The organism is Klebsiella sp. FDAARGOS_511, assembly GCF_003812845.1.
Classification (GTDB): domain Bacteria; phylum Pseudomonadota; class Gammaproteobacteria; order Enterobacterales; family Enterobacteriaceae; genus Klebsiella; species Klebsiella grimontii.
Genome location: NZ_CP033824.1, coordinates 2966779 through 2986521, shown reverse-complemented (window position 1 = coordinate 2986521; position 19743 = coordinate 2966779). Strand labels below are relative to the sequence as shown.

Here is a 19743-nt window from a genome sequence, read left to right as displayed (position 1 = left end):
AGTTCTGTTTTTTATAAATGGAAACCGGTTTCCGTCTGATATCAAATCATCCACGCAATAACTTTTTACATTTTGAGGACGAATGTCGATGTACAAGATTATGCTGTGCTGCTCTGCCGGAATGTCCACCAGCCTGCTGGTCAGAAAGATGGTTGATGCCGCGAAGGAACGTAATATGCCGGTGCAGATTGACGCCTACGGAGTTTCCGAATTTGACATACAGTTTCCGCAATACCAGGTGGTGCTTCTTGGGCCACAGGTGAAATACATGCTGAAAAACTTATCTGAGAAAGCCGCTCCCCTGAATATTCCGGTCCAGGCGATTAACACCATGGATTACGGAATGCAGCGGGGAGATAACGTCCTGGATTATGCCCTGTCGCTGATTGCAGCGCATTAAGAGGTGTGCAAATGAGTTCTCTGTATCAGTCCATGATTGCCGTGATCGAGCAATCAATTACCCCGCTGGCAGGACGCCTTGGGCAGCAGAAATACGTTATCGCGATTCGCGATGGCTTCACTGCCGCATTGCCGTTTATGATCATCGGCTCATTCATGCTGGTATTTATCTTTCCACCTTTCTCCCCAGATACCACGAATGGTTTCGCCCGCGGCTGGCTGGATTTCTCCCAGCAATACCGTGAACAGCTGATGCTGCCGTTTAACCTCAGCATGGGCGTAATGACGTTTTTTATTTCGGTGGGAATCGGCGCCAGCCTCGGACGTCAGTTCCAGCTCGACCCGGTAATGTCCGGTCTGCTGGCGTTCATGGCCTTCTTACTGGTTGCCGCGCCGTACGCCGATGGCAAAATCTCCACCCAGTACCTCTCCGGTCAGGGCATTTTTACCGCTTTGATCACCGCCATCTACTCCACCCGCGTTTACGCCTGGTTAAAGCAGAACAATATTACGATTCGCCTGCCAAAAGAGGTGCCGACCGGCGTGGCCCGCTCGTTTGAAATTCTTATCCCGGTACTGGTGGTGATCGCGACCCTGCATCCGCTGAATCTGTTTATCGAAGCGCAGACCGATATGATTCTACCGCAGGCGATTATGCACCTGCTGGAGCCCCTGGTTTCCGCCTCTGACTCCCTGCCGGCGATTCTGCTTTCCGTCCTGATGTGCCAGATTTTCTGGTTCGCCGGAATCCACGGTTCGCTGATCGTGACCGGTATTATGAACCCCTTCTGGATGGCCAACCTGTCGGCAAACCAGGCCGCGCTGGCGGCCGGTGCGGCCCTGCCGCATGTCTATCTGCAAGGTTTCTGGGATCACTATCTGCTCATAGGCGGCGTCGGTTCCACGCTTCCGCTGGCGTTCCTGCTGCTGCGTAGCCGCGTAACCCATCTGCGTACCATCGGTAAAATGGGCATTGTGCCAAGCTTCTTTAATATCAACGAACCGATCCTGTTCGGCGCGCCGATTATCATGAACCCGATGATGTTTATCCCGTTCGTCTTTGTCCCGATGATCAACGCCGTTCTGGCTTATGGCGCGACGCGTCTCGGCTGGCTCAGCCAGGTGGTTTCGCTGACGCCGTGGACGACGCCGGCGCCTATCGGCGCATCATGGGCTGCAAACTGGACGCTAAGCCCACTGGTCATGTGCCTGATTTGTATGGTGATGTCGGCGCTAATCTATCTGCCATTCCTGCGCGCCTATGAACGCTCGTTAATGAAAACTGAAGTTGAAAAAGCAAAAGCCGCGGTTCCGGTTGCCGAAACGGTCAGCCAATAATGAATCAATATATTTAATATTATATTTTAGATGACGGCATAAATAATGCGGAAAAGGGATTTTGCTGCATTATATTAAATAATAAAGTTAATGACCTCAGGACCTATCATGATTGAATTAGAAGATGCGGTAATGGAAATTATCGTTAATGCGGGACAGTCACGCTCATTGTGTTTTGAAGCACTCCATTGCGCCCGCAACGGTAATATAGATGAAGCGCGCTTGCTTCTGAATGAAGCCGATGGCTACGCCCGCCGGGCGCATCAGATGCAGACCCAGCTTATCGAACAGGATGCCGGCGAAGCGCGCCAGCCGATGACGTTAATTATGGTCCATGCTCAGGATCACTTAATGAATTCGCTGCTCGCCCGTGAATTTTCGGAAGAGTTAATTCATTTATATCAGCGTTAATTTATATAAATATTTAACAACAGTACCCGAACTAAATATACCAGCTTATCCTGGCGGGATAGCTATTATCTGAATATATGAATTATTAAAAGCGAGATAATGATGAAAACTGTAAAAATGCTGCCATTAACCATGGCGGTCGTCGCCGCGCTGTGCCCAATTTCCGTATTCGCGCAAGAATTTACTCAAGAACAGATCGACGCCATTGTGGCGAAAGCCGTCGATAAAGCTCTGGCCGAGCGCCAGGCAAAAATCGACGCCGCCGCCGATAAAAAAGTGGATGTCATTACTAACCCGCAGACCACCGCGGCCACGCCGGATATGGCGATCCCCTTCGGCCTCAAGTTCAGCGGCTACGCCCGCTACGGCGCGCAGTTCCAGACCGGCGATCAGAAGTTTGTCGGCGTGGATGGCTCCTATAACGGCGCCTCGGCGATCGGTCGTTTAGGCAACGAAGGTAACGGCGGCGAATTCCAGATAACCAAAGCCTTCAAGAGCAATAAAGGCGCGATCTGGGATATCAACGTCATGTTTGATCACTGGAGCGATGAAGTTAACCTGAAAAAAGCCTACGTCGGCGTCACCAACGTGCTGGAATCTAACCCCAACGCTTATATCTGGGCCGGCCGCGACTTCCATCAGCGTCCGCAGCAGGGGATCAACGACTACTTCTGGATGAACCACGATGGCCAGGGCGCTGGGGTGAAAAACTTTGATATCGGCGGCGTGCAGTTTGACGTGGCGGGGGTGTCGCAGGTGGAGTCCTGTAGCCCGGAAGTGATGGCCGATGAGGCCAACCCGTCGCGCATCACCTGTACCGGCGGCTCCGGTACCGGCGATAACGGCCACTACGCCCTGACCACCAAAACCCACAACATCAAGGCCGGGCCGATCGACGTTGAGGTATACGCCAACTACGGTTTTGATTCGAAAGCGGTGGACAGCGACGAGCGTCTCGACGCCTGGCAGGGCGGGCTGGTGCTGAGCCACACCAACGACAGCGGCGTCAATAAAGTGATCCTGCGCTACTCCGATAACTCGGATAACAGCGTCTACAACAAAACCGATGACCTGACCGCTATCTACGCCAGCTTTGAAGGGCTGCATAAATTTACCCAGCAGACGCAGATCGAATATCTGCTGGCCTTCCACGACTATGATAACGGCAAGGACAACACCGATAACCGCAAAAACTACGGCGCCATCGTCCGTCCGATGTACTTCTGGAACGACGTGCACTCCACCTGGCTGGAAGCGGGCTACCAGCGCGTCGATTACGACCAGGGCGGTGATAACCACGGCTGGAAGCTGACGCTGTCGCAGAATATCGCCATCGGTATGGGGCCGGAGTTCCGTCCGATGCTGCGCTTCTACGTGACCGGCGGCCAGGTGGATAACAAGCGCACTGCGAAGGTCAACGGCACCAAAGACGAACAGCTGGATTCGCTGAACGTCGGCGGCATGTTTGAAGCGTGGTTCTAAGAGAGTGAAATCGTCCGGGGTCACGGTGTAAGAGCCTGACCCGGGTGCGCATTCCCGGAGGCGGCGCTGCGCGCCTGTCCGGGCGACCTAACCGCAGGCTGCGGTGAACCCGTAGCCCCATTACACCCGCACTTTCGTCGCCACCAGCAGGCCGGTAATCAGCATCAACGTACCGGAGAGGACCAGCGGCGAGAGCAAACCGAGGTGATCCAGCGCCACGCCGCCAACCGCTGCGCCGCAGGTGTTAGCCAACTGGATCACCGCCACCTGAATCGACCCGGCTTTTTCCGCCTGATCGGACAGGGAGCGGGTGATCCACGTTGACCAGCCTACCGGTATCAACGCGAAGGCAAAGCCCCAGATTACCGCCACCGTCGACGCCACGATTTTACTCTCTCCCCACAGCACCAGCACCGCGGCGCTGATAGCCAGCACTACTGGAGCAATCGCCAGCGCCGCTTTCACCGAGCGCTTGAGCAGCATTGAGGAGAGCGAGGTGCCGACAAAGCTGGCGATGCCGAAGCTGAGCAGTACCAGCGTCAAACCGTCGACGTCAAAGCCCGCCAGCGTCATATACACCGGGCGGATATAGGTAAAGAAAGCAAACTGGCCAGCGAAGGCCATAAAGATGGCGCACATCCCGGCCATCACGCCGGGCCGCTTCAGCAGGCCGAACATGTTTTGCTGCGCCGAGGTCGACTCGCCCGGCAGAGACGGCAGCGCCTTCAGCACCCAAATCGTACAGATCACGCCCATGACCGCCGCGCCGTTAAAGACGTTACGCCAGCCGATAATACCGCCAAGGAAGCTGCCCAGCGGCGCGGCGATCACCAGCGCTATCGATACCGCGCCGAAAATAACCGATAGCGCTTTGGGCACCACGCGCATCGGCACCAGCCGCATGGTGAGCGACGCCGACATCGCCCAAAAGCCGCCCAGCGCCAGACCAAGGCACGCGCGGCCCAGCAGCAATAACGAAAAGCTGTTGGCAAACGAGACCAACAGGCAGGAAAGGGTCAGCAGAACCGAAAACAGGATCACCACGTAGCGGCGATCGGTACTGCGGATAATTGAGGTGATAAACAGGCTGGCAAACATCGCCACGAACGCCGTAGTGGTAACCGACTGCCCGGCAACGCCTTCGGAGATGCCCAAATCCTGCGCCATCGGCGTGAGCAGGCTTACCGGCAGGAACTCAACGGTAATCAGGCAGGCAACGCAGAAGGCCACCGCAAAAACAGCCGACCAGTTGGGTCGCGCTGACTGATTAGCCTGGGGCGAAGTGGCATTCGAAGGGGTCATAAGTTACCTGCATGGTTGAACGACGGGGAAGCCGCGCAGTGTAACATTTTAAATGTGACGAATTTAACGTTTTGACAACTTTTCAGGCCTTGCAAAGCTCCTGCGTAGCTGCTCGCATAACCGGAAAATCACGTTCTCAGGTATTTCAGAACAGTAAGAGGAAGAAATAACATAGCACTTGGTGCTATATTTATGGTTACAGGATGTCAGCCAATGCGTGTTTTTAAAACGAAATGGTTTACCAGGGAAGCCCGGGCCCATGCGATTGATGATGGCGAACTCTGCAAAGCGATTGAAGCCACTCTCCTGGGAAAAGCAGATAACCTTGGTGGCGGCGTTTACAAAAAACGCCTCAATAAAAATCGCGATCGCGCAATTATTCTGGCAAAGGGCGCTGCGCATTGGTTTTACACATTTTTATACGCCAAACAGGATATCGCCAATATCGATAACCGAGAACTCGCGGCGTTCCGTGAGTTAGCCAGGCATTATCCCCTTCTCAGCGAGGAGAAAATGGCGGCATTGGTTAAGAGAAAAGAATTGGTGGAGATTTGTCATGACTGCAAAAACTAAATTCAAAAGCCCCGCCTTTGAAGCTATCCATAGCGCTGCAGCAGGTTTATACAGTGTTGATGCGATCGCGCAGGAGACAATGCGCAGCTTTGATGAAACATGCATCAGCCGCGTAAGCGATTTCCAACCTGGTGAAATTAAGGCTCTACGTGACCAACTCAACGTCAGTCAGCCGGTTTTTGCCCGCTATCTGAACACCAGCGTTTCCACGGTCCAAAAATGGGAAAGCGGGGCAAAACGCCCCGGTGGGCTGGCACTGAAATTACTCACCATCGTGCAAAAACATGGGTTAGAGGTACTGGCATGATGGCTTTGTTGCGATGACTTTTGCACCGGTGGCCTCGTCGGCGTGACGTTTAACGAAGCCAACAGTGCACCGGGAAGTGATATCAGTGCAGCCAGTGGACGCCATCCTCCGGCAAAAACAGCGCGTTATAGCGCTCCTGCAAAGCGTGCAGGTCGCTCACTTCCGGCTCCAGCTCGCGAAGAAAACCTTGTGCCAGGCGGATTTGCGCTTCGGTAATCGGCGCCGCGAGGCGGGACTTTTTCATCAGCCGATACCAGTAGTGCAGGTTCTGCTCGCTGCCGTCGACGATAGCGACCTGCCAGACCAGCAGCACCTGCGCGGCATTTTGCAAATGCGCTTCATTCGGCCGCTCCAGGTAGCGCAGATACTCGTTGCCGGCGGTTTTTCCCAGCTGATCGATCATCGATTCCAGCGGTAGCGGCGTAATGCCTAACCGTTCGCTCAGACGGCGAATCGCACGGCGTGAATCAGAGGTAAGCACCCGAAATCCCACAACAAATACCACTATCAGCGTGGCCAGTCCTAACCAGATCATGCATCCTCTCATTCAATCGCAGCCCCACTATCATAATGGGAAATTGCCCGCTGTCGACTGCCGGAAGTACCATAATGTGACTTATCGCGGCCCCGTATCGCTATCATCAAACCGCCCGGCAAGAGGCATAAAAAAGCCCGGCGCAGAGGCCGGGCAACGTAACTCACACCCAATGACTCAGGCAGTCTGCAAAGTTTGTGTCTTTTTCTGGCGGCGGATTTTACGTTCCTCAAAGACCGCGACGATGGCCATCAGGCAGATGCAGCCAATTGCCGCCGCATCCAGCGCCGCAAAGGTGCCCGCCCAGCCGGTGAGGCCGAAAATTGGCGTACCGTCGGCAATCATCCCGAGTCCCAGCTTGGCAAAGCTGTCGCCGATCAGATAGGCGAAGGTGCCCTTGATCCCGTCGGCAGCGCCAATCGCTTTTTTCGGCACGAAGCCTACCGCGGCGACGCCGATCAGCAGCTGCGGGCCAAACACCAGGAAACCCAGCGCAAACAGCGATGCGAGATAAACGTATTGATTGCTGGCATGCTGATAAACCCCTAGCGTGGCGATAATCAGCGCCAGCGCAACGCAGGCCACCAGCGCGCGGCGTCCGTTTGCCAGATCCGACAGCCATCCCCACAGCAGCGTGCCAACCAGCGCGCCCACTTCAAACAGGGTAAAGCCCTGAATCGCCACCTCTTTGGAGAGCTTCAGCTCCTGGAAAGCGTAAACGGTGGACCACTGATCGATGCCGATGCGTACCACGTACAGGAAGATGTTGGAGAAGCACAGCAGCCAGATAACTTTGTTCTTCAGCACGTATTCGACGAAGATCTGCCATTTGGTCATGGCATTCTCTTCCGTCTCTTTATCCTCTTCGCTGATCTCTTCGCCAAACAGCTCTTCGGCGTTACCGAGACCGTAGGATTCCGGGGAGTCGCTGCCGAAGCGCAGGCCGATAAAACCGACGATTAACGCAATAATCGACGGGAAGATAAACATCCCGATCACGTGGCCGTCAAACAGGTAGTTGGCGCCAAACAGCGCCACGCCCGCCGCGCCGGCGCCGCCGAGGTTGTGAGAGATATTCCAGAAGCCGAGGAAGGTGCCGCGCTTACGGCGAGGCGTCCACTTGGTAATGGTCGAATAGCTGCACGAGCCGCCGGTGCTCTGGAAGAAGCCGCTCAGAGCGTAGAAGGCGATCATCAGGAACAGGCTGGTCGACCCCGCGCCCATGCTGGCGCTGAAGCCGAGCATACAGATGGCCGAGAGAATCAGCATAAACGGCAGAAACTGCTTGGTGTTCTTACCGTCTGCGTAGTAGGAGACCAGCGTTTTCCCCACGCCGTAGGTGATAGAAAAGCCGAGGCCGATCATCCCCAGCTGCGTCATGCTCAACCCGTAGGTGGAGATCATGTCGTTCTGCGCGATATTAAAGTTTTTGCGGATCAGATACATGGTCAGATAGCCGATGAAAACCACCAGATACGACTGCATGAACGGTTTGAACCACATTTTGCGCCGCGCTTCGAGCGGCAGGTCCAGGGTTGGCTTGCGCACCTGGTTTAAGAAGGCCAGCATGATTGGGTGACTCCTGAGCTGATTTAGTACCTGCGAATGGCAGGCATTGTAAAAATCAGCCGGGAGACTCGCCTGAGACAGCGTCCAGGCGAAACCGGGAAAATTTCTTAGTTTTACGCCATTCGGCGAAGAAAGGTGAAGTCGGTCACGCTTCTCGCGGCGCCTGGGCGTTTAAAAACGGCAGCAGCAGCAGGGCGGAAATACCGGCGGCAATGGCAATAACCACGAAAAATCCGCTCCAGTGCCAGATCTCCATCACCTGCGCCAGCGGCCAGCCGGAGAGCGATGCGCCAAGATAGGCAAACAGGCCAACAAAGCCGGTTGCCGCCCCCGCCGCCTCTTTGTGCGAGCACTCCGCCGCCGCCATGCCGATCAGCATCTGCGGGCCAAAAACGAAAAAGCCGGCGGTAAAGAAGCAGGCCGCCTGCATCACGTAGCTGGCGAACGGCATCAGCCACAGCCCGCCAACCGACAACAAAATCCCGGCGGCGAAAATCAGGTTCATCGGCCCGCGGTTGCCGTTGAAGAGCTTATCCGAGCCCCAGCCCGCCACCAGCGCGCCGATAAAACCGCCCACTTCGAACATGGTGACCGCCGAATTCGCCGTGACCAGATCGACGCCGAGCGTTTCCGACATGTACAGGTTGCCCCAATCGTTAATTGCCGCGCGCACCACGTATACCAACACGTAGCACAGCGAGAGCAGCCAGATATAGGGATTCAGCAGCACGTATTTGGTGAGGATCTCTTTGCGAGTCAGGCCAGCGCCCTCCTGCTGCTGAGCAATCTCCAGCTCATCGTGCCGCCAGTCGCCCACTGCGGGCAGGCCGACCGCCTGCGGCCGGTCGCGCAGCCGCCAGCAGAGAAACAGCCCAGCGAGGATCGCCAGCATCCCGGCAATCATCATCCCCGTTCGCCAGCCGTAGTGCAGCGCCGCCGCGCCAACCACCATCGGAATCAGCGCCCCGCCGACGTTATGCGCCGTGTTCCATAGCGCCCACCAGCCGCCGCGCTCGGTACGAGAATACCAGGCCGTCAGCAGGCGGGCGCATACCGGCGAGCCCCATCCCTGGAAGAAGGCGTTCAGCGCCCACAGCAGCGCGAAGGCCCACAGGGAAGTGGAAAAGCCAAACAGAATATTCACCACGCCGGTAGCGACCAGGCCGATGCCCATAAAATAGCGGGCGTTAGAGCGATCGCTGACGATACCGGAGAAAAATTTCGATAGCCCATAGGTGATGTAGAACAGCGTCGCCAGCAGACCGATATCGCTGCGGGTCAAAACGTTGCTGGCGAGAATTTCCGGCACCGCGGCGTTAAAGCTTTTACGGGTGAAGTAAAACAGCGCATAGCCCAGCCAGATGGTCAGCAGAATATGCCGACGCCAGTAGCGGTAGCGCTCGTCCAGCGCCTGTTTGTCGGTAATCGGCGGAGCATCGGGCGGGGATTTTAAAAAGGCAAACATTATCGTTCCTCAGGCGTAACGCAGCGGCAGGCTGACGCAAACGCGAGTGCCGTGGGTGCAGGAGATGGTCAGGGTGCCGCCCAGGGCGGTGACGCGCTCGCGCATGCCGGTGAGGCCAAAGCCCTGCTGACCGGAGCCCGGCGGCAGGCCGCAGCCGTCGTCCTCGATCACCAGCATCAGCCGCTGCTCCTGCTGCCAGCCTTGCAGCGTGACGGCGCTGGCGCTGGCGTGTTTGACGATATTATTCAGCCCCTCCTGGCAGACGCGGAACAGGGTGACGCGCTGGTTTTCGCTCAGCAGCGACTCATCGATACGCCACGCCAGATGGCTGACCATACCGCGATCCTCCAGCTCCATTTCGCGCATCAGCGAACGTACCGCCTGTTCAAGCGTCAGGTCGTCCAGCTGGCGTGGACGCAAGCGCCCCAGCAGACGGCGCACGGAATCGTAGACGCCGAGCGAGAGCTGCTCAATCAGCTGACCGCTCTGCCTGACGCTGGCGCTGTTGGGCGCCAGCCGCTGAACGATCCCCGCCTGGGTACGAATTGCGGTGATGGTCTGCCCGATATCATCGTGCAGCTCGCGGGCCACCTCGCGGCGCACGCTCTCCTCGGTTTCCAGCAGGCGCTCCGCCAGCCGCTGGTTACGCACCAGCTCCTTTTGCAGCGACTGATTCAGCTCGCGCAGCCGCTGTATTCCGGCGCCCAGCAGCAGGCCGGTCAAGCTTTGCGCCAGCAGCGAAAGCAGTAAATCCACCGGATGATCGTGCCAGGTCTGGCTGGCAATCAGCGCGATGGCGTTCATCAGGGTCGCGATCAGCGCCCCCTGCCAGCCGTAATGCCAGGCCAGAGCGATAATCGGCAGCGCCAGGCAGAAGGGCGTAAATCGTGAGAGCTCGGCGGGCAGCCCCAGTTGGAGCCAGAGGCTGACGCTGAACAGCAGCAGGTACCAGATAAGATGCCGCCCGCGCCAGTTCACCGGCTGCGAGACCAGCGATGGCCCCAGCGGCCGCCAGACGGTGCTGGTAAGGTAGTGCCAGATAACCAGACAGGTGGGCGCCAGCGTCAGGCCGCCGGTCAGAGTCAGCAGCAGCGCATTCAGCCCCTCTTTACCTTCCGCCAGCCAGGGTAGCGATTGCAGCAGCGCGGCGGCAATCAGCGCTGCGCCCTGGCGCAACAACGTCAGCCAGTCACGCTGATGACGATAGCGCGATATCAGCGCCACCGGCAGCAGAGTCAACAGGCTTCCAGTCATCAATATTATCGGGTGCGCCAGCGCCACTTCCTGCGCCAGCCAGAGGATCAGCAGCCACTCCGCGCCCAGCAGAACCGGCCAGTAGCCGCGCGGGCATTGCAGCATCAGGCCAAGCCGCAGGCCAAAGGGGAAAAGCAACACCGCAAGGTCGGGGCGCTCCACCAGGTGCAGGCTGATGCTCCACAGGCAAAACCACGCGGCGGAAAAGATAAAGCAACAGCCGACGACCGAGAGCAGCCGCGAGAAAAAGGCTTTCATTGCCAGCTATCGAACATGCGGCGCGCCAGCTCGACGTCGTTGCTGACGCCCAGCTTTTCGAGCAGGTTGGCGCGATGAACGTGGACGGTTTTCGGCGACAAGCCCAGCTCGGCGGCAATCTCTTTTACCGCCATCCCCTGCGCCAGCTTTTCCGCCACCTCGCGTTCGCGCCTGGTCAGCGGGTCCCGTCGTCCGGCCGCCAGCTTCATGGCGATATCCGGCGTCAGATAACAGCCGCCAGCCGCCACGGTGCGCACGGCGGCGATCAGCTCATCCGGACTGCAGCGCTTAGAGAGAAAACCGCGCGCCCCGGCGTTCAGCGCCTGCTCCACCAGCGCCGGGCTGTCATGCACCGACAGCATGACGATCGCCATCCCTTTCGGCAGCTGGTTTAATAATTCAAGCCCGGAGATATCCGGCATCGAGATATCGCAGATGCAGACCTGCACGCCGCGACCGGGCAGCCCCGCCAGCGCCTCGCGCCCGGAACCGAATTCGGCGACGACCTGAAAATCGGCTTCCAGCCCCAGCAGTTGGGCAAAGCCGGATCGGACGATAAGGTGATCGTCAATAAGGGCGATTGTGGTCATGGCGATTCCTGGCGGGTTAAAAAACGCGCTTACCTTAACGATAAGCGCGCAGTGGTTCAAGCCTCGAGCGATTATTCGAACAACACCGCGATTTTGCTGAACAGGGTAGTAAGCAGTTACGCAATGGGCTGGACAGTCGGTAAGCCCTTTGACTGCAGACGAACAATTTAAAATTTTTGTCTTATTTGAGTAATCGCAGTGTAACGCTATAAATTATTCATGCCGAGAATGATTTATATATTATGACAGGCAGAATGCCATGCGGCCATTATGTACAGAGAGTAACCAGCGTGATATTGTCTCTTTGATATCAGCAAGGAAAAATATATGCAGCAACGGCCTCACTTAGCAAAGCAAACGATCGATGAGCACCAGCTCAATAAGCTAAATAAAACAACACAGAGCAAAACGGATAAGCTGTCGCATAGCGGTAAATTGGCTTATATCAATGATAACTACTGTGAGATTACGCGTAACTACACTTCATTTTATGGGATGAACATCCTGGGCGTGGTGCTTTTCTTACCTGTTGCTATTTTATGCTTTGGTGCTGTTTTATTTTTTTTCTATGATGCGATATTTAATTATGCGCGATATGTTGAAACCTGGCAGTCCAGAGCAGACGATCAACTTTTAATGCATTTCGCAGTTGTTATTATATTTTTTATGACTTTTGTTTTCGCAGCCGTCGTAAATTACTTTATCTTCGCCCCTCGTCACTATCCCGTTCGTTTTAATCGGAAAACAGGCAAGGTTTATGTTTACGATCACGTTATGTATAGTATTACTTATAAATTAACTTATACTTTCTGGTGGTATTACCCTTTTTATAAGAGAACAAGACCTGAATGCAAAGAGTATGACTGGAGTCAGATACAAGCCATCAGTATATATTCACGCAATAAGCACTCATCATACTCCACCATTCGCTGTATCGTTTATGACTCCAGTATTAGCACCACTATGATCGATGCCTTTAACCTGATATCGACCGACGCAGGTACGGACGCGCTATTAATGCCTAACTACAAGCTGTGGCTATGGATCTGTAACTATATGAGTTTCAACGATCGGTTATTAGACACATCCGTTAATACGCAAGTTGGCATTTATGGCCGCGAAGTAAAGTGGCCTGATGATATAGATAAAAAATCGAAAGCGTTCTCTTTAGATGAGTACAGAAGAATCTGCTCTGAATAAATCCAGAGCAGATTTTCTTCCCGGCAGGAATATGTCCAGCGGAAAAATTAGTTACTCAAAAAAGACCGCAATTTTGCTGAACATGGACGGGTCTGACTGGTTGCGTACCACCTTCTCAACGTCTTCCAGCTTTTCGATCTGGCTAATCATCTGCCCGAGGCGCTGATCGTCGTTGACCAGCAGCCAGATGCGGCTCTGGTTGCTGTCCTGAATCGGCAGACAAAGAATGCCTTCCACGTTGAAAGCGCGGCGGGCAAAAAGGCCGCAAACGTGGGTCATCACGCCAGGGTGGTTGCGCACGGTGAGCTGTAGAATAACGTTTTCATGAGTCGCTTGTTGCATGGCTTATTCCCCCACCATTTCAGTATTGGCCGCACCCGGCGGTACCATTGGATACACTTTTTCTTCGGCATCGATACGCACGTGGATCAGCGCCGGGCCTGGGCGGTCGATAATCGCCTGCAGCGCCGCCTGCGGGTCGGCTTCGTTATTTAAATCACAGGTTTGCAGACCAAAACCAGCGGCGATCTGCATAAAGTTGACCATGCCAGGATAGGTGGCGGCAAACACGCCCTGCTTATAGAACATGCTTTGCTGTTGATGCACCAGCCCCAGCGCTTCGTTATTCATCAAGATGATTTTCACATCCAGCTGATTTTCCGCCGCCGTCGCCATCTCCTGAATATTCATCATCAGGCTGCCGTCGCCGGAGAAGCAGATAACCTTGCGCTGCGGGTTCGCCAGCGCCGCGCCCACCGCGGCAGGTAAGCCAAAACCCATCGTACCCAACCCGCCGGAGGTCAGCCACTGGCGCGGACGGTTCAGCGGATAAGCCTGAGCGGTCCACATCTGATGCTGGCCAACGTCGGTAGTGATGATCGCTTCATCATCCACGCAGGCGGCCACGGCGTTAATCAGGCCGTAATGGGAGAGCGGGTCTTTCTCCTGCGGAATGGTGCTGGGGAACTCGCGCTGCAAATCTGCCACCAGCTGCAGCCATGCGCTGCGCGGCTGCGCCTCGACCTGCGGGATCAGCTGCTCCAGCACTTCGCCAACGTCGCCCTGAATCGCCACGTGCGGCTGCTTGATTTTACCCAGCTCTGAGCGGTCGATATCAACGTGGATAATTTTCGCGTTCGGGCAGAACTGCTCGGTTTTACCAATCGCCCGGTCATCAAAACGAGCACCTAAAACAATCAGTAAATCAGCCTCTTGAAGAATAAAGTTGGTACTGCGCGCACCGTGCATCCCCAGCATGCCCAGCGACAGCGGGTGCGCTTTCGGCAGCATCCCCAACGCCATTAAGGTCAGGGTAGTCGGCAGATTAGCTTTCTCCGCCAGCTGGCGAATCTGCTCAGGAGCGTTGATGACCCCACCACCCAAATAGAGTACCGGACGCTGCGCCGCGTTAATCATTGCCGCCGCTTCGCGCACGCTGGCGCTATCGAATTCCGGGGCTGCCATGCGGGCGCCGGGTTCCGGCAGGGCGTCGAGCTCAATGGTCGCCGCCTGAACATCCTTAGGAATATCTATCCACACCGGCCCTGGTCGCCCGGACTGCGCGATGCGAAACGCGTCGCTTATCACCTGCGGCAGCTCCGCAATGTTGCGGACCAGATAGTTATGTTTGGTGATGGGGATAGAGATACCGTAGGTGTCGACTTCCTGGAAAGCGTCGGTGCCGATCATTGAGGCCGGAACCTGGCCGGTAATGCACACCAGCGGAATCGAATCCAGACGGGCGTCGGCGATAGCGGTGATCAAGTTAGTGGCTCCCGGGCCGCTACAGGCCATACACACGGCGGGTTTGCCTTCGGTACGCGCCATGCCCTGGGCGATGAATCCCGCCCCCTGCTCGTGACGCGCCAGAATATGGCGGATCTGCGTGCTTTGGCTTAACGCATCGTAAATGGGAAGGATGGAGCCGCCCGGAATGCCGCTGACCGTGGTGATCCCCTGACGCTCCAGTAAATGAACGACTAACTGCGCGCCAGTGAAGCGCATTTTTTCTGATGTTGTGCCCGAACTTGCCATGCTCCAGTCCTTTTATTCTGAGCCGACTTACCGAGGGGCATGAAACGAAAAACCCCGCTCGGTTTGCGCCGGCGGGGTTTGGAATTCGTGTTGTTCCGGACCCTACGGCGCGTTGCCGACGACGACCACCACAGACACGACGACCACCGCGGCAGGCGCGGTTAGTAGTAGGGTCGAAGTCAGCGTGGTAGCGTTCATTAGGGACCTGTTGTCTCAAAAAAGGGAATGAATTTATACAAACACAGCTTTTGTCATTTCACAATGGATTTATTTTCAACCAGGGAAAACTGCGCGGAAGATCACATTAATTTGCGGAGGAGAGATGAAAAACAAAAACCCCGCCGCGGCGAGGTTTTTTGCTCGGTGTTTTTACGGTTGGTAGCCGCAAGCACACTGTATTACGTCAACGAAAAAAGTATACGCGATCGGCGAAGAAGGCGCAATTTTCACGACGGTTTTTGCTGATGTAGAGTATGGATCGCGTAGGCAAATTTGTCCAAAAAATACTGTTCATGCATACAGTATTCATTCTATACTGAGGGGGTACGCAGGGTGAATCTGGGGCCGCACTTTTACTACCGGCGCAAAAAAAAGTCCTGGCTGAAACGGGTGGTGCCGTCAGCGCCTTAACCCCAGAAGAGCACACTGTGTTACGTCAACAAATACCCCGAATTATTGAGTCCGCCACCGGCAGGTGGCGTCTGAATATGACGGGTATACCCTGGCTGGCAACAGGCGGCGGAAAGGTACGCCAGCCGGTTGTGCTCCTGAACCAGAGGAGACGCGTATGGGCGGAGTGGATATCGTTGTTCTCATCCTGAAACTCATGGTTGCCGTGTTGCAACTACTTGATGCAGTCCTGAAACAGTTCCGCTGATTCAGGTTCAAGTCGCACCTGGGAGGGGCGGGAAACCGCCCCTCTACAGGCTAACCTGACGGAGAAAATTATGGCACCCTTGTTGATTGCCGCCATCACCCCGGACGAACCCGGTTTTTCGGCGTTGCGCGCCGAAAGCCTGGCGCAAAATCTGAATATGCTTGGCCGCCTGGCTGAGAACTGGCAGAGTGGGAAAAACCGCTTTGACGCACCGGGAGAAAAGCTGCTGGGGGCCTTTGCGCATGGGCAGCTGGTCGGCGTTTGCGGACTGAATATCGACCCTTTTAGCCAGCAGGTGCGGGCTGGGCGCATCCGCCATTTATACATCGGTGAAAGCCACCGTCGACAGGGGATCGGGCATCAGCTGCTGGTCTCGGTTATCACCCACTCCGGCGCCAGCTTTGATTTTCTCAATACCCATGCGCCGCCAACTGCCTGGTCGTTTTATGAAAATCTGGGGTTTCGCCCGGTGCATGATGAACCGCGGGTCACCCATCGCCTGTTTTGTTCGCTCTAGCCGCAGCTGGCTGACGACAAGCGCGCATGTTACAGTCCAGTGACGATTTTTTCCTCAGCGCCAGGCCGTAATGACCATTACCGTATTCTCTATTTTGCTGTTTGCCGCCCTGCTTCACGCCAGCTGGAACGCTATCGTAAAAGCCAGCGGTGATAAACTGTACGCGGCGGTCGGCGTTAGCGGCTCAGCGTCGCTCATCGCGCTGGTTATGCTCCCCTTTTCCCCCCAGCCGACGCTGGCCAGCGTGCCGTTTCTTGCCGTCTCCTGCGCGCTGCAGGTGGTGTATACGGTGCTGGTGGCAAAAACCTATCAGGTCTCGGATATGAGCCAGACCTATCCGCTGATGCGCGGGACCGCGCCGCTACTGGTGGCGATAATCAGCGTCATCTTCCTTGGCGACCATCTCTCCCCGCTGGCATGGCTGGGCATCGGCGTCATCTGCCTGGCGATTCTGGCGATGGCTTTTAACGGCCGCGCCAGTTCAAGCCAGGGTATCGTACTGGCGCTAATCAACGCCTGCTTCATTGCCGGCTACACGCTGGTTGACGGGACCGGGGTACGGCTTTCAGAAACCGCGCTGGGCTATACCCTGTGGACCTTTTTTATGAACGGCTTCTGCCTGCTGGGCTGGGCGATGATTGCCCGACGCCCGCAGGCCAGTCGCTATCTGCGCCAGCACTGGAAGAAAGGCATGGTGGGTGGCGTCGGCACCATGGGCTCCTATGGTCTGGCGCTGTGGGCAATGACTCAGGCGCCGCTGGCTGTGGTTGCCGCCCTGCGCGAAACTTCGATTCTTTTCGGCGCGGTTATCGCGTTTATCCTGTTGAAAGAGAAAATGGTTCCATTGCGTATCGTTGCCGCCTGCGGTATCGCCGCTGGGGCGATTTTGCTGCGGCTGTCTTAATCTATACCCTAAATAATTCGAGTTGCAGGACAAAACGGTTAACCGTTTTGAACAGCGCTTGCGCTGGCCCCGTAAGGGGCGAGGCCTTAGGCCGAGTAATCCGCAGCCAACGCATCTGCAACTTGAAGTATGACGGGTATATACATGGCAACATTAGTTGCCGATTGTTGTTTACAAAACCTGCCTGAAAATCCTCCCACAATCACCGTCACGTGGTTGTCCTGTCATTATTATGTGGTAGATTCCTCCATAGTTTTGCGGATGTGCCAGTCACATATTCTCTATACTCAACTTTATACAAATTATTCATCGACATGAAACGCCATAAGAACTTCAATTTGTTGTTGATGCTGGTACTGCTGGTGGCCGTAGGCCAGATGGCGCAGACCATTTATATTCCGGCGATTGCCGATATGGCGGTATCGCTAAACGTTCGCGAAGGCGCGGTGCAGAGCGTGATGGCCGCTTATCTACTGACCTACGGCGTCTCACAGCTTTTCTACGGCCCGCTCTCCGATCGCGTTGGCCGCCGCCCGGTGATCCTCGTTGGGATGTCTATTTTTATGCTGGCGACGCTGGTTGCCATCACCACCCATAGCCTGCCGGTGCTGATTGCCGCCAGTGCGATGCAGGGAATGGGCACCGGCGTCGGCGGCGTCATGGCGCGCACCCTGCCGCGCGATTTGTATGAAGGCGCGCAACTCAGGCATGCCAATAGTCTGCTGAATATGGGGATTCTGGTCAGCCCGCTGCTAGCTCCGCTGATTGGCGGTATTCTCGATACTCTATGGAACTGGCGGGCCTGCTTCGTGTTCCTGCTGGTGCTTTGCGCCGGCGTCACCTTCAGCATGGCGCGCTGGATGCCGGAAACCCGGCCCACCGGCGCGCCGCGTACCCGGCTCATTACCAACTATAAAACGCTGTTCAGTACCGGCGCGTTCAACTGCTATCTGTTGATGCTGATCGGCGGCCTGGCGGGCATTGCCGTATTCGAAGCCTGTTCCGGCGTGCTGATGGGCGCGGTGCTGGGTTTGAGCAGCATGTCGGTCAGCATTCTGTTTATTCTGCCGATCCCGGCGGCGTTCTTCGGCGCCTGGTTTGCCGGACGGCCGGACAAACGCTTTCCGACGCTGATGTGGCAATCGGTGATTTGCTGCCTGCTGGCGGGCGTGCTGATGTGGATCCCTGGCCTGCTGGGCGTGATGACCGTCTGGACCCTACTGGCTCCTGCCGCGCTGTTCTTTTTTGGCGCCGGGATGCTGTTCCCGCTGGCGACCAGCGGCGCGATGGAGCCCTTCCCGTTCCTCGCCGGCACCGCCGGGGCACTGGTGGGTGGGCTGCAGAATATCGGTTCCGGCGTGCTGGCGTGGCTGTCGGCGATGATGCCGCAAACAGGCCAGGGTAGTCTTGGCCTGCTGATGATGCTGATGGGGTTACTGATTCTGCTGTGCTGGCTGCCGCTGGCGTCGCGCTTTCATCAACACCAGCAGCCGGTTTAAGGCTTCATTGCGGGTTCCCCGGGTCGCGACGCGGCGCGTCTTACCCGGGCTACAAAATGACGGACGCCGATGAACCCGTAGCCCGGCTAAGCGCAGCGCAAGCCGGGATGAAACTAAGCCGGTCATCATAATTGTGCCTGACTCTGCAGCCAGTTGATAAAGGCATCGATTTTCGGCCATTGACGACCCGGCAGGGTCGTTACGTAATAGTGCTGATGGCACTTCAGGGTCATCTCGCCGAACGGCGCGATCAGCTCGCCGCTCTCCAGGCGCTTTTGCACCAGCCGCTTACGCCCCATCGCCACGCCGACGTGGTTCATCGCCGCAATGACCGCCAAATCCGAACGATCGAAGCCAATTCCTGACGATTGCGGCAAATTGATGCTAAATTTTTGCGCCCAACTGAACCACTCGTCGGTACCGGAATCGTTGCTCCAGGCCTGACGATCGTGCAGCAGCGTGCAGTGACGAAGGTTGCCGGGATTCTGCCGCAGATGATGCTGGCGCGCGTATTCCGCCGTGCAAACCGGCACGATAGCCTCATCCATCAAAAAATGATGGCTAAGCTGTGAGGAAGGCGCGTCATCAAAGTAGATCGCCAGGTCGATGCCCGCACGCTGCATGTTGACGTTATCGTTGCCGGTCAGCACGGTAAGCGAGATCGACGGATAGCGGCGGGTAAAATCGCCGAGCGCGGGCACCAGCCAGCACTGGGCGATGGACGGGCGCGAATAGACCGTTAACGTTCCCGACAGCTCCTGGTTTTTAATATCCAGAATCTCCTGGTTCAGGCTGTCCAGCGAGGACTTCAGCGCCCAGAACACCCGTTTGCCCTCATGCGTCAGCTCCACCTTGCGGTGCGAGCGCACAAACAGCTGGATCCCCAGCTCTTCTTCAAGCTGATTGATACGGTGGCTCACCGCGCTAGGCGTCAGCGATAGTTCCTCCGCCGCCAGGGCGAACGACTCATGGCGGGCGGCGACTTCAAAAGTATACAGCTTCGAAAGCTGCCAGCCGTTGAGTAGCCTGTTACCCAGATCTTTTAGCGTCTCCATCACCTACTCCTTTAATTTTCCCCGCCGAGTGTAAGAAAATTATCGCCCTGCTAACCGCTTAAAGATGAAAAAAAGTGATTCATAGCACAATAAACAGGCAATATTAGAGCGAAATCACCTTTTTGATTCAATCTGATTCACCTGAAGAGCCGTTTATATCGTTTGTCAGCGCGT

At 56.1% G+C, this 19743-nt stretch carries 21 protein-coding genes; 11 read left to right on the top strand and 10 right to left on the bottom strand.

Annotated features, from left to right (window positions below; all coding sequences use genetic code 11):
- The first annotated feature begins 88 nt into the window (after positions 1-88).
- The 4 genes from EGY08_RS15340 to EGY08_RS15325 all read left to right on the top strand — a co-directional run bounded on the left by EGY08_RS15340 (position 89) and on the right by EGY08_RS15325 (position 3630).
- Entirely contained in the window at positions 89-400 is a 312-nt protein-coding gene (locus EGY08_RS15340; RefSeq protein ID WP_087828376.1) for a PTS sugar transporter subunit IIB, read from the top strand.
- A gap of 11 nt (positions 401-411) precedes the next feature.
- Positions 412-1737, top strand: a complete 1326-nt coding sequence (locus EGY08_RS15335) for a PTS sugar transporter subunit IIC (protein ID WP_123828633.1) — start codon at positions 412-414, stop codon at positions 1735-1737.
- 108 nt (positions 1738-1845) lie between these two features.
- Positions 1846-2148 carry a PTS lactose/cellobiose transporter subunit IIA gene (locus EGY08_RS15330; RefSeq protein ID WP_004126831.1) on the top strand — a complete coding sequence of 101 codons (303 nt, stop codon included), beginning with the start codon at positions 1846-1848 and terminating at the stop codon, positions 2146-2148.
- A 102-nt stretch (positions 2149-2250) separates the two neighbouring features.
- The gene (locus EGY08_RS15325; RefSeq protein WP_123829432.1) at positions 2251-3630 is read left to right on the top strand and encodes a carbohydrate porin; all 1380 of its coding nucleotides are present in this window, start codon (positions 2251-2253) and stop codon (positions 3628-3630) included.
- A 120-nt stretch (positions 3631-3750) separates the two neighbouring features.
- Here EGY08_RS15325 and nepI read toward each other — a convergent pair whose 3' ends face one another.
- On the bottom strand, positions 3751-4932 hold the full coding sequence (nepI, locus tag EGY08_RS15320; RefSeq protein WP_004126834.1) for a purine ribonucleoside efflux pump NepI: 1182 nt from the start codon (positions 4930-4932) through the stop codon (positions 3751-3753).
- A 213-nt stretch (positions 4933-5145) separates the two neighbouring features.
- Here nepI and EGY08_RS15315 point away from each other — a divergent pair, with 213 nt between their 5' ends.
- Positions 5146-5505: a type II toxin-antitoxin system RelE/ParE family toxin gene (locus EGY08_RS15315; protein ID WP_123828632.1), complete on the top strand. Its 360-nt coding sequence runs from the start codon at positions 5146-5148 to the stop codon at positions 5503-5505.
- Positions 5489-5812, top strand: a complete 324-nt coding sequence (locus EGY08_RS15310; RefSeq protein WP_004126838.1) for a helix-turn-helix domain-containing protein — start codon at positions 5489-5491, stop codon at positions 5810-5812. The genes EGY08_RS15315 and EGY08_RS15310 overlap by 17 nt, the downstream gene beginning before the upstream one ends.
- A gap of 82 nt (positions 5813-5894) precedes the next feature.
- On the opposite strand, the gene EGY08_RS15305 is transcribed toward EGY08_RS15310, so the two are convergent.
- The 5 genes from EGY08_RS15305 to uhpA all read right to left on the bottom strand — a co-directional run bounded on the left by EGY08_RS15305 (position 5895) and on the right by uhpA (position 11483).
- Complete coding sequence (locus tag EGY08_RS15305; RefSeq protein ID WP_123828631.1) at positions 5895-6347, bottom strand: DUF1198 domain-containing protein; 453 nt, start codon at positions 6345-6347, stop codon at positions 5895-5897.
- A 177-nt stretch (positions 6348-6524) separates the two neighbouring features.
- Positions 6525-7916: a hexose-6-phosphate:phosphate antiporter gene (gene uhpT, locus EGY08_RS15300; protein ID WP_004126843.1), complete on the bottom strand. Its 1392-nt coding sequence runs from the start codon at positions 7914-7916 to the stop codon at positions 6525-6527.
- A gap of 145 nt (positions 7917-8061) precedes the next feature.
- On the bottom strand, positions 8062-9381 hold the full coding sequence (locus EGY08_RS15295; protein ID WP_004126845.1) for an MFS transporter: 1320 nt from the start codon (positions 9379-9381) through the stop codon (positions 8062-8064).
- Between the two features lie 9 nt (positions 9382-9390).
- Positions 9391-10872, bottom strand: coding sequence for a signal transduction histidine-protein kinase/phosphatase UhpB (gene uhpB / locus EGY08_RS15290; protein ID WP_162626104.1), 1482 nt, complete (start codon positions 10870-10872; stop codon positions 9391-9393).
- Between the two features lie 17 nt (positions 10873-10889).
- On the bottom strand, positions 10890-11483 hold the full coding sequence (gene uhpA, locus EGY08_RS15285; protein WP_004126848.1) for a transcriptional regulator UhpA: 594 nt from the start codon (positions 11481-11483) through the stop codon (positions 10890-10892).
- 327 nt (positions 11484-11810) lie between these two features.
- Between uhpA and EGY08_RS15280 the strand changes: the two genes are divergently transcribed.
- Positions 11811-12683, top strand: a complete 873-nt coding sequence (locus tag EGY08_RS15280) for a DUF6708 domain-containing protein (protein WP_049113099.1) — start codon at positions 11811-11813, stop codon at positions 12681-12683.
- A gap of 51 nt (positions 12684-12734) precedes the next feature.
- On the opposite strand, the gene ilvN is transcribed toward EGY08_RS15280, so the two are convergent.
- The 3 genes from ilvN to ivbL form a co-directional block, all read right to left on the bottom strand.
- A complete protein-coding gene (gene ilvN, locus EGY08_RS15275; RefSeq protein WP_004107116.1) occupies positions 12735-13025 on the bottom strand; it encodes an acetolactate synthase small subunit in 291 nt (96 codons plus the stop codon).
- A 3-nt stretch (positions 13026-13028) separates the two neighbouring features.
- The gene (ilvB, locus tag EGY08_RS15270; RefSeq protein ID WP_049113098.1) at positions 13029-14717 is read right to left on the bottom strand and encodes an acetolactate synthase large subunit; all 1689 of its coding nucleotides are present in this window, start codon (positions 14715-14717) and stop codon (positions 13029-13031) included.
- 102 nt (positions 14718-14819) lie between these two features.
- Positions 14820-14915 carry an ilvB operon leader peptide IvbL gene (gene ivbL / locus EGY08_RS15265; protein WP_004107123.1) on the bottom strand — a complete coding sequence of 32 codons (96 nt, stop codon included), beginning with the start codon at positions 14913-14915 and terminating at the stop codon, positions 14820-14822.
- A gap of 589 nt (positions 14916-15504) precedes the next feature.
- On the opposite strand from ivbL, the gene tisB reads away from it, so the two are divergent.
- From tisB to emrD, 4 genes are all read left to right on the top strand, one after another.
- The gene (gene tisB / locus EGY08_RS15260; RefSeq protein WP_004107126.1) at positions 15505-15594 is read left to right on the top strand and encodes a type I toxin-antitoxin system toxin TisB; all 90 of its coding nucleotides are present in this window, start codon (positions 15505-15507) and stop codon (positions 15592-15594) included.
- 70 nt (positions 15595-15664) lie between these two features.
- Entirely contained in the window at positions 15665-16111 is a 447-nt protein-coding gene (locus EGY08_RS15255) for a GNAT family N-acetyltransferase (protein ID WP_123828630.1), read from the top strand.
- A gap of 70 nt (positions 16112-16181) precedes the next feature.
- On the top strand, positions 16182-17015 hold the full coding sequence (locus EGY08_RS15250) for a DMT family transporter (RefSeq protein WP_004126860.1): 834 nt from the start codon (positions 16182-16184) through the stop codon (positions 17013-17015).
- 314 nt (positions 17016-17329) lie between these two features.
- Entirely contained in the window at positions 17330-18514 is a 1185-nt protein-coding gene (gene emrD, locus EGY08_RS15245) for a multidrug efflux MFS transporter EmrD (RefSeq protein WP_112167112.1), read from the top strand.
- A gap of 125 nt (positions 18515-18639) precedes the next feature.
- Here the strand turns inward: emrD and dsdC are convergent, their stop codons facing one another.
- On the bottom strand, positions 18640-19569 hold the full coding sequence (gene dsdC / locus EGY08_RS15240) for a DNA-binding transcriptional regulator DsdC (protein ID WP_049115580.1): 930 nt from the start codon (positions 19567-19569) through the stop codon (positions 18640-18642).
- Positions 19570-19743: the final 174 nt, after the last annotated feature.

What these genes read in the sequence shown, in the direction of transcription:
- EGY08_RS15340 (WP_087828376.1), top strand. Translation starts at nt 89, where the DNA reads ATGTACAAGATTATGCTGTGCTGCTCTGCCGGAATGTCCACCAGCCTG.
- EGY08_RS15335 (WP_123828633.1), top strand. Translation starts at nt 412, where the DNA reads ATGAGTTCTCTGTATCAGTCCATGATTGCCGTGATCGAGCAATCAATT.
- EGY08_RS15330 (WP_004126831.1), top strand. Translation starts at nt 1,846, where the DNA reads ATGATTGAATTAGAAGATGCGGTAATGGAAATTATCGTTAATGCGGGA.
- EGY08_RS15325 (WP_123829432.1), top strand. Translation starts at nt 2,251, where the DNA reads ATGAAAACTGTAAAAATGCTGCCATTAACCATGGCGGTCGTCGCCGCG.
- nepI (WP_004126834.1), bottom strand. Translation starts at nt 4,932, where the DNA reads ATGACCCCTTCGAATGCCACTTCGCCCCAGGCTAATCAGTCAGCGCGA.
- EGY08_RS15315 (WP_123828632.1), top strand. Translation starts at nt 5,146, where the DNA reads ATGCGTGTTTTTAAAACGAAATGGTTTACCAGGGAAGCCCGGGCCCAT.
- EGY08_RS15310 (WP_004126838.1), top strand. Translation starts at nt 5,489, where the DNA reads ATGACTGCAAAAACTAAATTCAAAAGCCCCGCCTTTGAAGCTATCCAT.
- EGY08_RS15305 (WP_123828631.1), bottom strand. Translation starts at nt 6,347, where the DNA reads ATGATCTGGTTAGGACTGGCCACGCTGATAGTGGTATTTGTTGTGGGA.
- uhpT (WP_004126843.1), bottom strand. Translation starts at nt 7,916, where the DNA reads ATGCTGGCCTTCTTAAACCAGGTGCGCAAGCCAACCCTGGACCTGCCG.
- EGY08_RS15295 (WP_004126845.1), bottom strand. Translation starts at nt 9,381, where the DNA reads ATGTTTGCCTTTTTAAAATCCCCGCCCGATGCTCCGCCGATTACCGAC.
- uhpA (WP_004126848.1), bottom strand. Translation starts at nt 11,483, where the DNA reads ATGACCACAATCGCCCTTATTGACGATCACCTTATCGTCCGATCCGGC.
- EGY08_RS15280 (WP_049113099.1), top strand. Translation starts at nt 11,811, where the DNA reads ATGCAGCAACGGCCTCACTTAGCAAAGCAAACGATCGATGAGCACCAG.
- ilvN (WP_004107116.1), bottom strand. Translation starts at nt 13,025, where the DNA reads ATGCAACAAGCGACTCATGAAAACGTTATTCTACAGCTCACCGTGCGC.
- ilvB (WP_049113098.1), bottom strand. Translation starts at nt 14,717, where the DNA reads ATGGCAAGTTCGGGCACAACATCAGAAAAAATGCGCTTCACTGGCGCG.
- ivbL (WP_004107123.1), bottom strand. Translation starts at nt 14,915, where the DNA reads ATGAACGCTACCACGCTGACTTCGACCCTACTACTAACCGCGCCTGCC.
- tisB (WP_004107126.1), top strand. Translation starts at nt 15,505, where the DNA reads ATGGGCGGAGTGGATATCGTTGTTCTCATCCTGAAACTCATGGTTGCC.
- EGY08_RS15255 (WP_123828630.1), top strand. Translation starts at nt 15,665, where the DNA reads ATGGCACCCTTGTTGATTGCCGCCATCACCCCGGACGAACCCGGTTTT.
- EGY08_RS15250 (WP_004126860.1), top strand. Translation starts at nt 16,182, where the DNA reads ATGACCATTACCGTATTCTCTATTTTGCTGTTTGCCGCCCTGCTTCAC.
- emrD (WP_112167112.1), top strand. Translation starts at nt 17,330, where the DNA reads ATGAAACGCCATAAGAACTTCAATTTGTTGTTGATGCTGGTACTGCTG.
- dsdC (WP_049115580.1), bottom strand. Translation starts at nt 19,569, where the DNA reads ATGGAGACGCTAAAAGATCTGGGTAACAGGCTACTCAACGGCTGGCAG.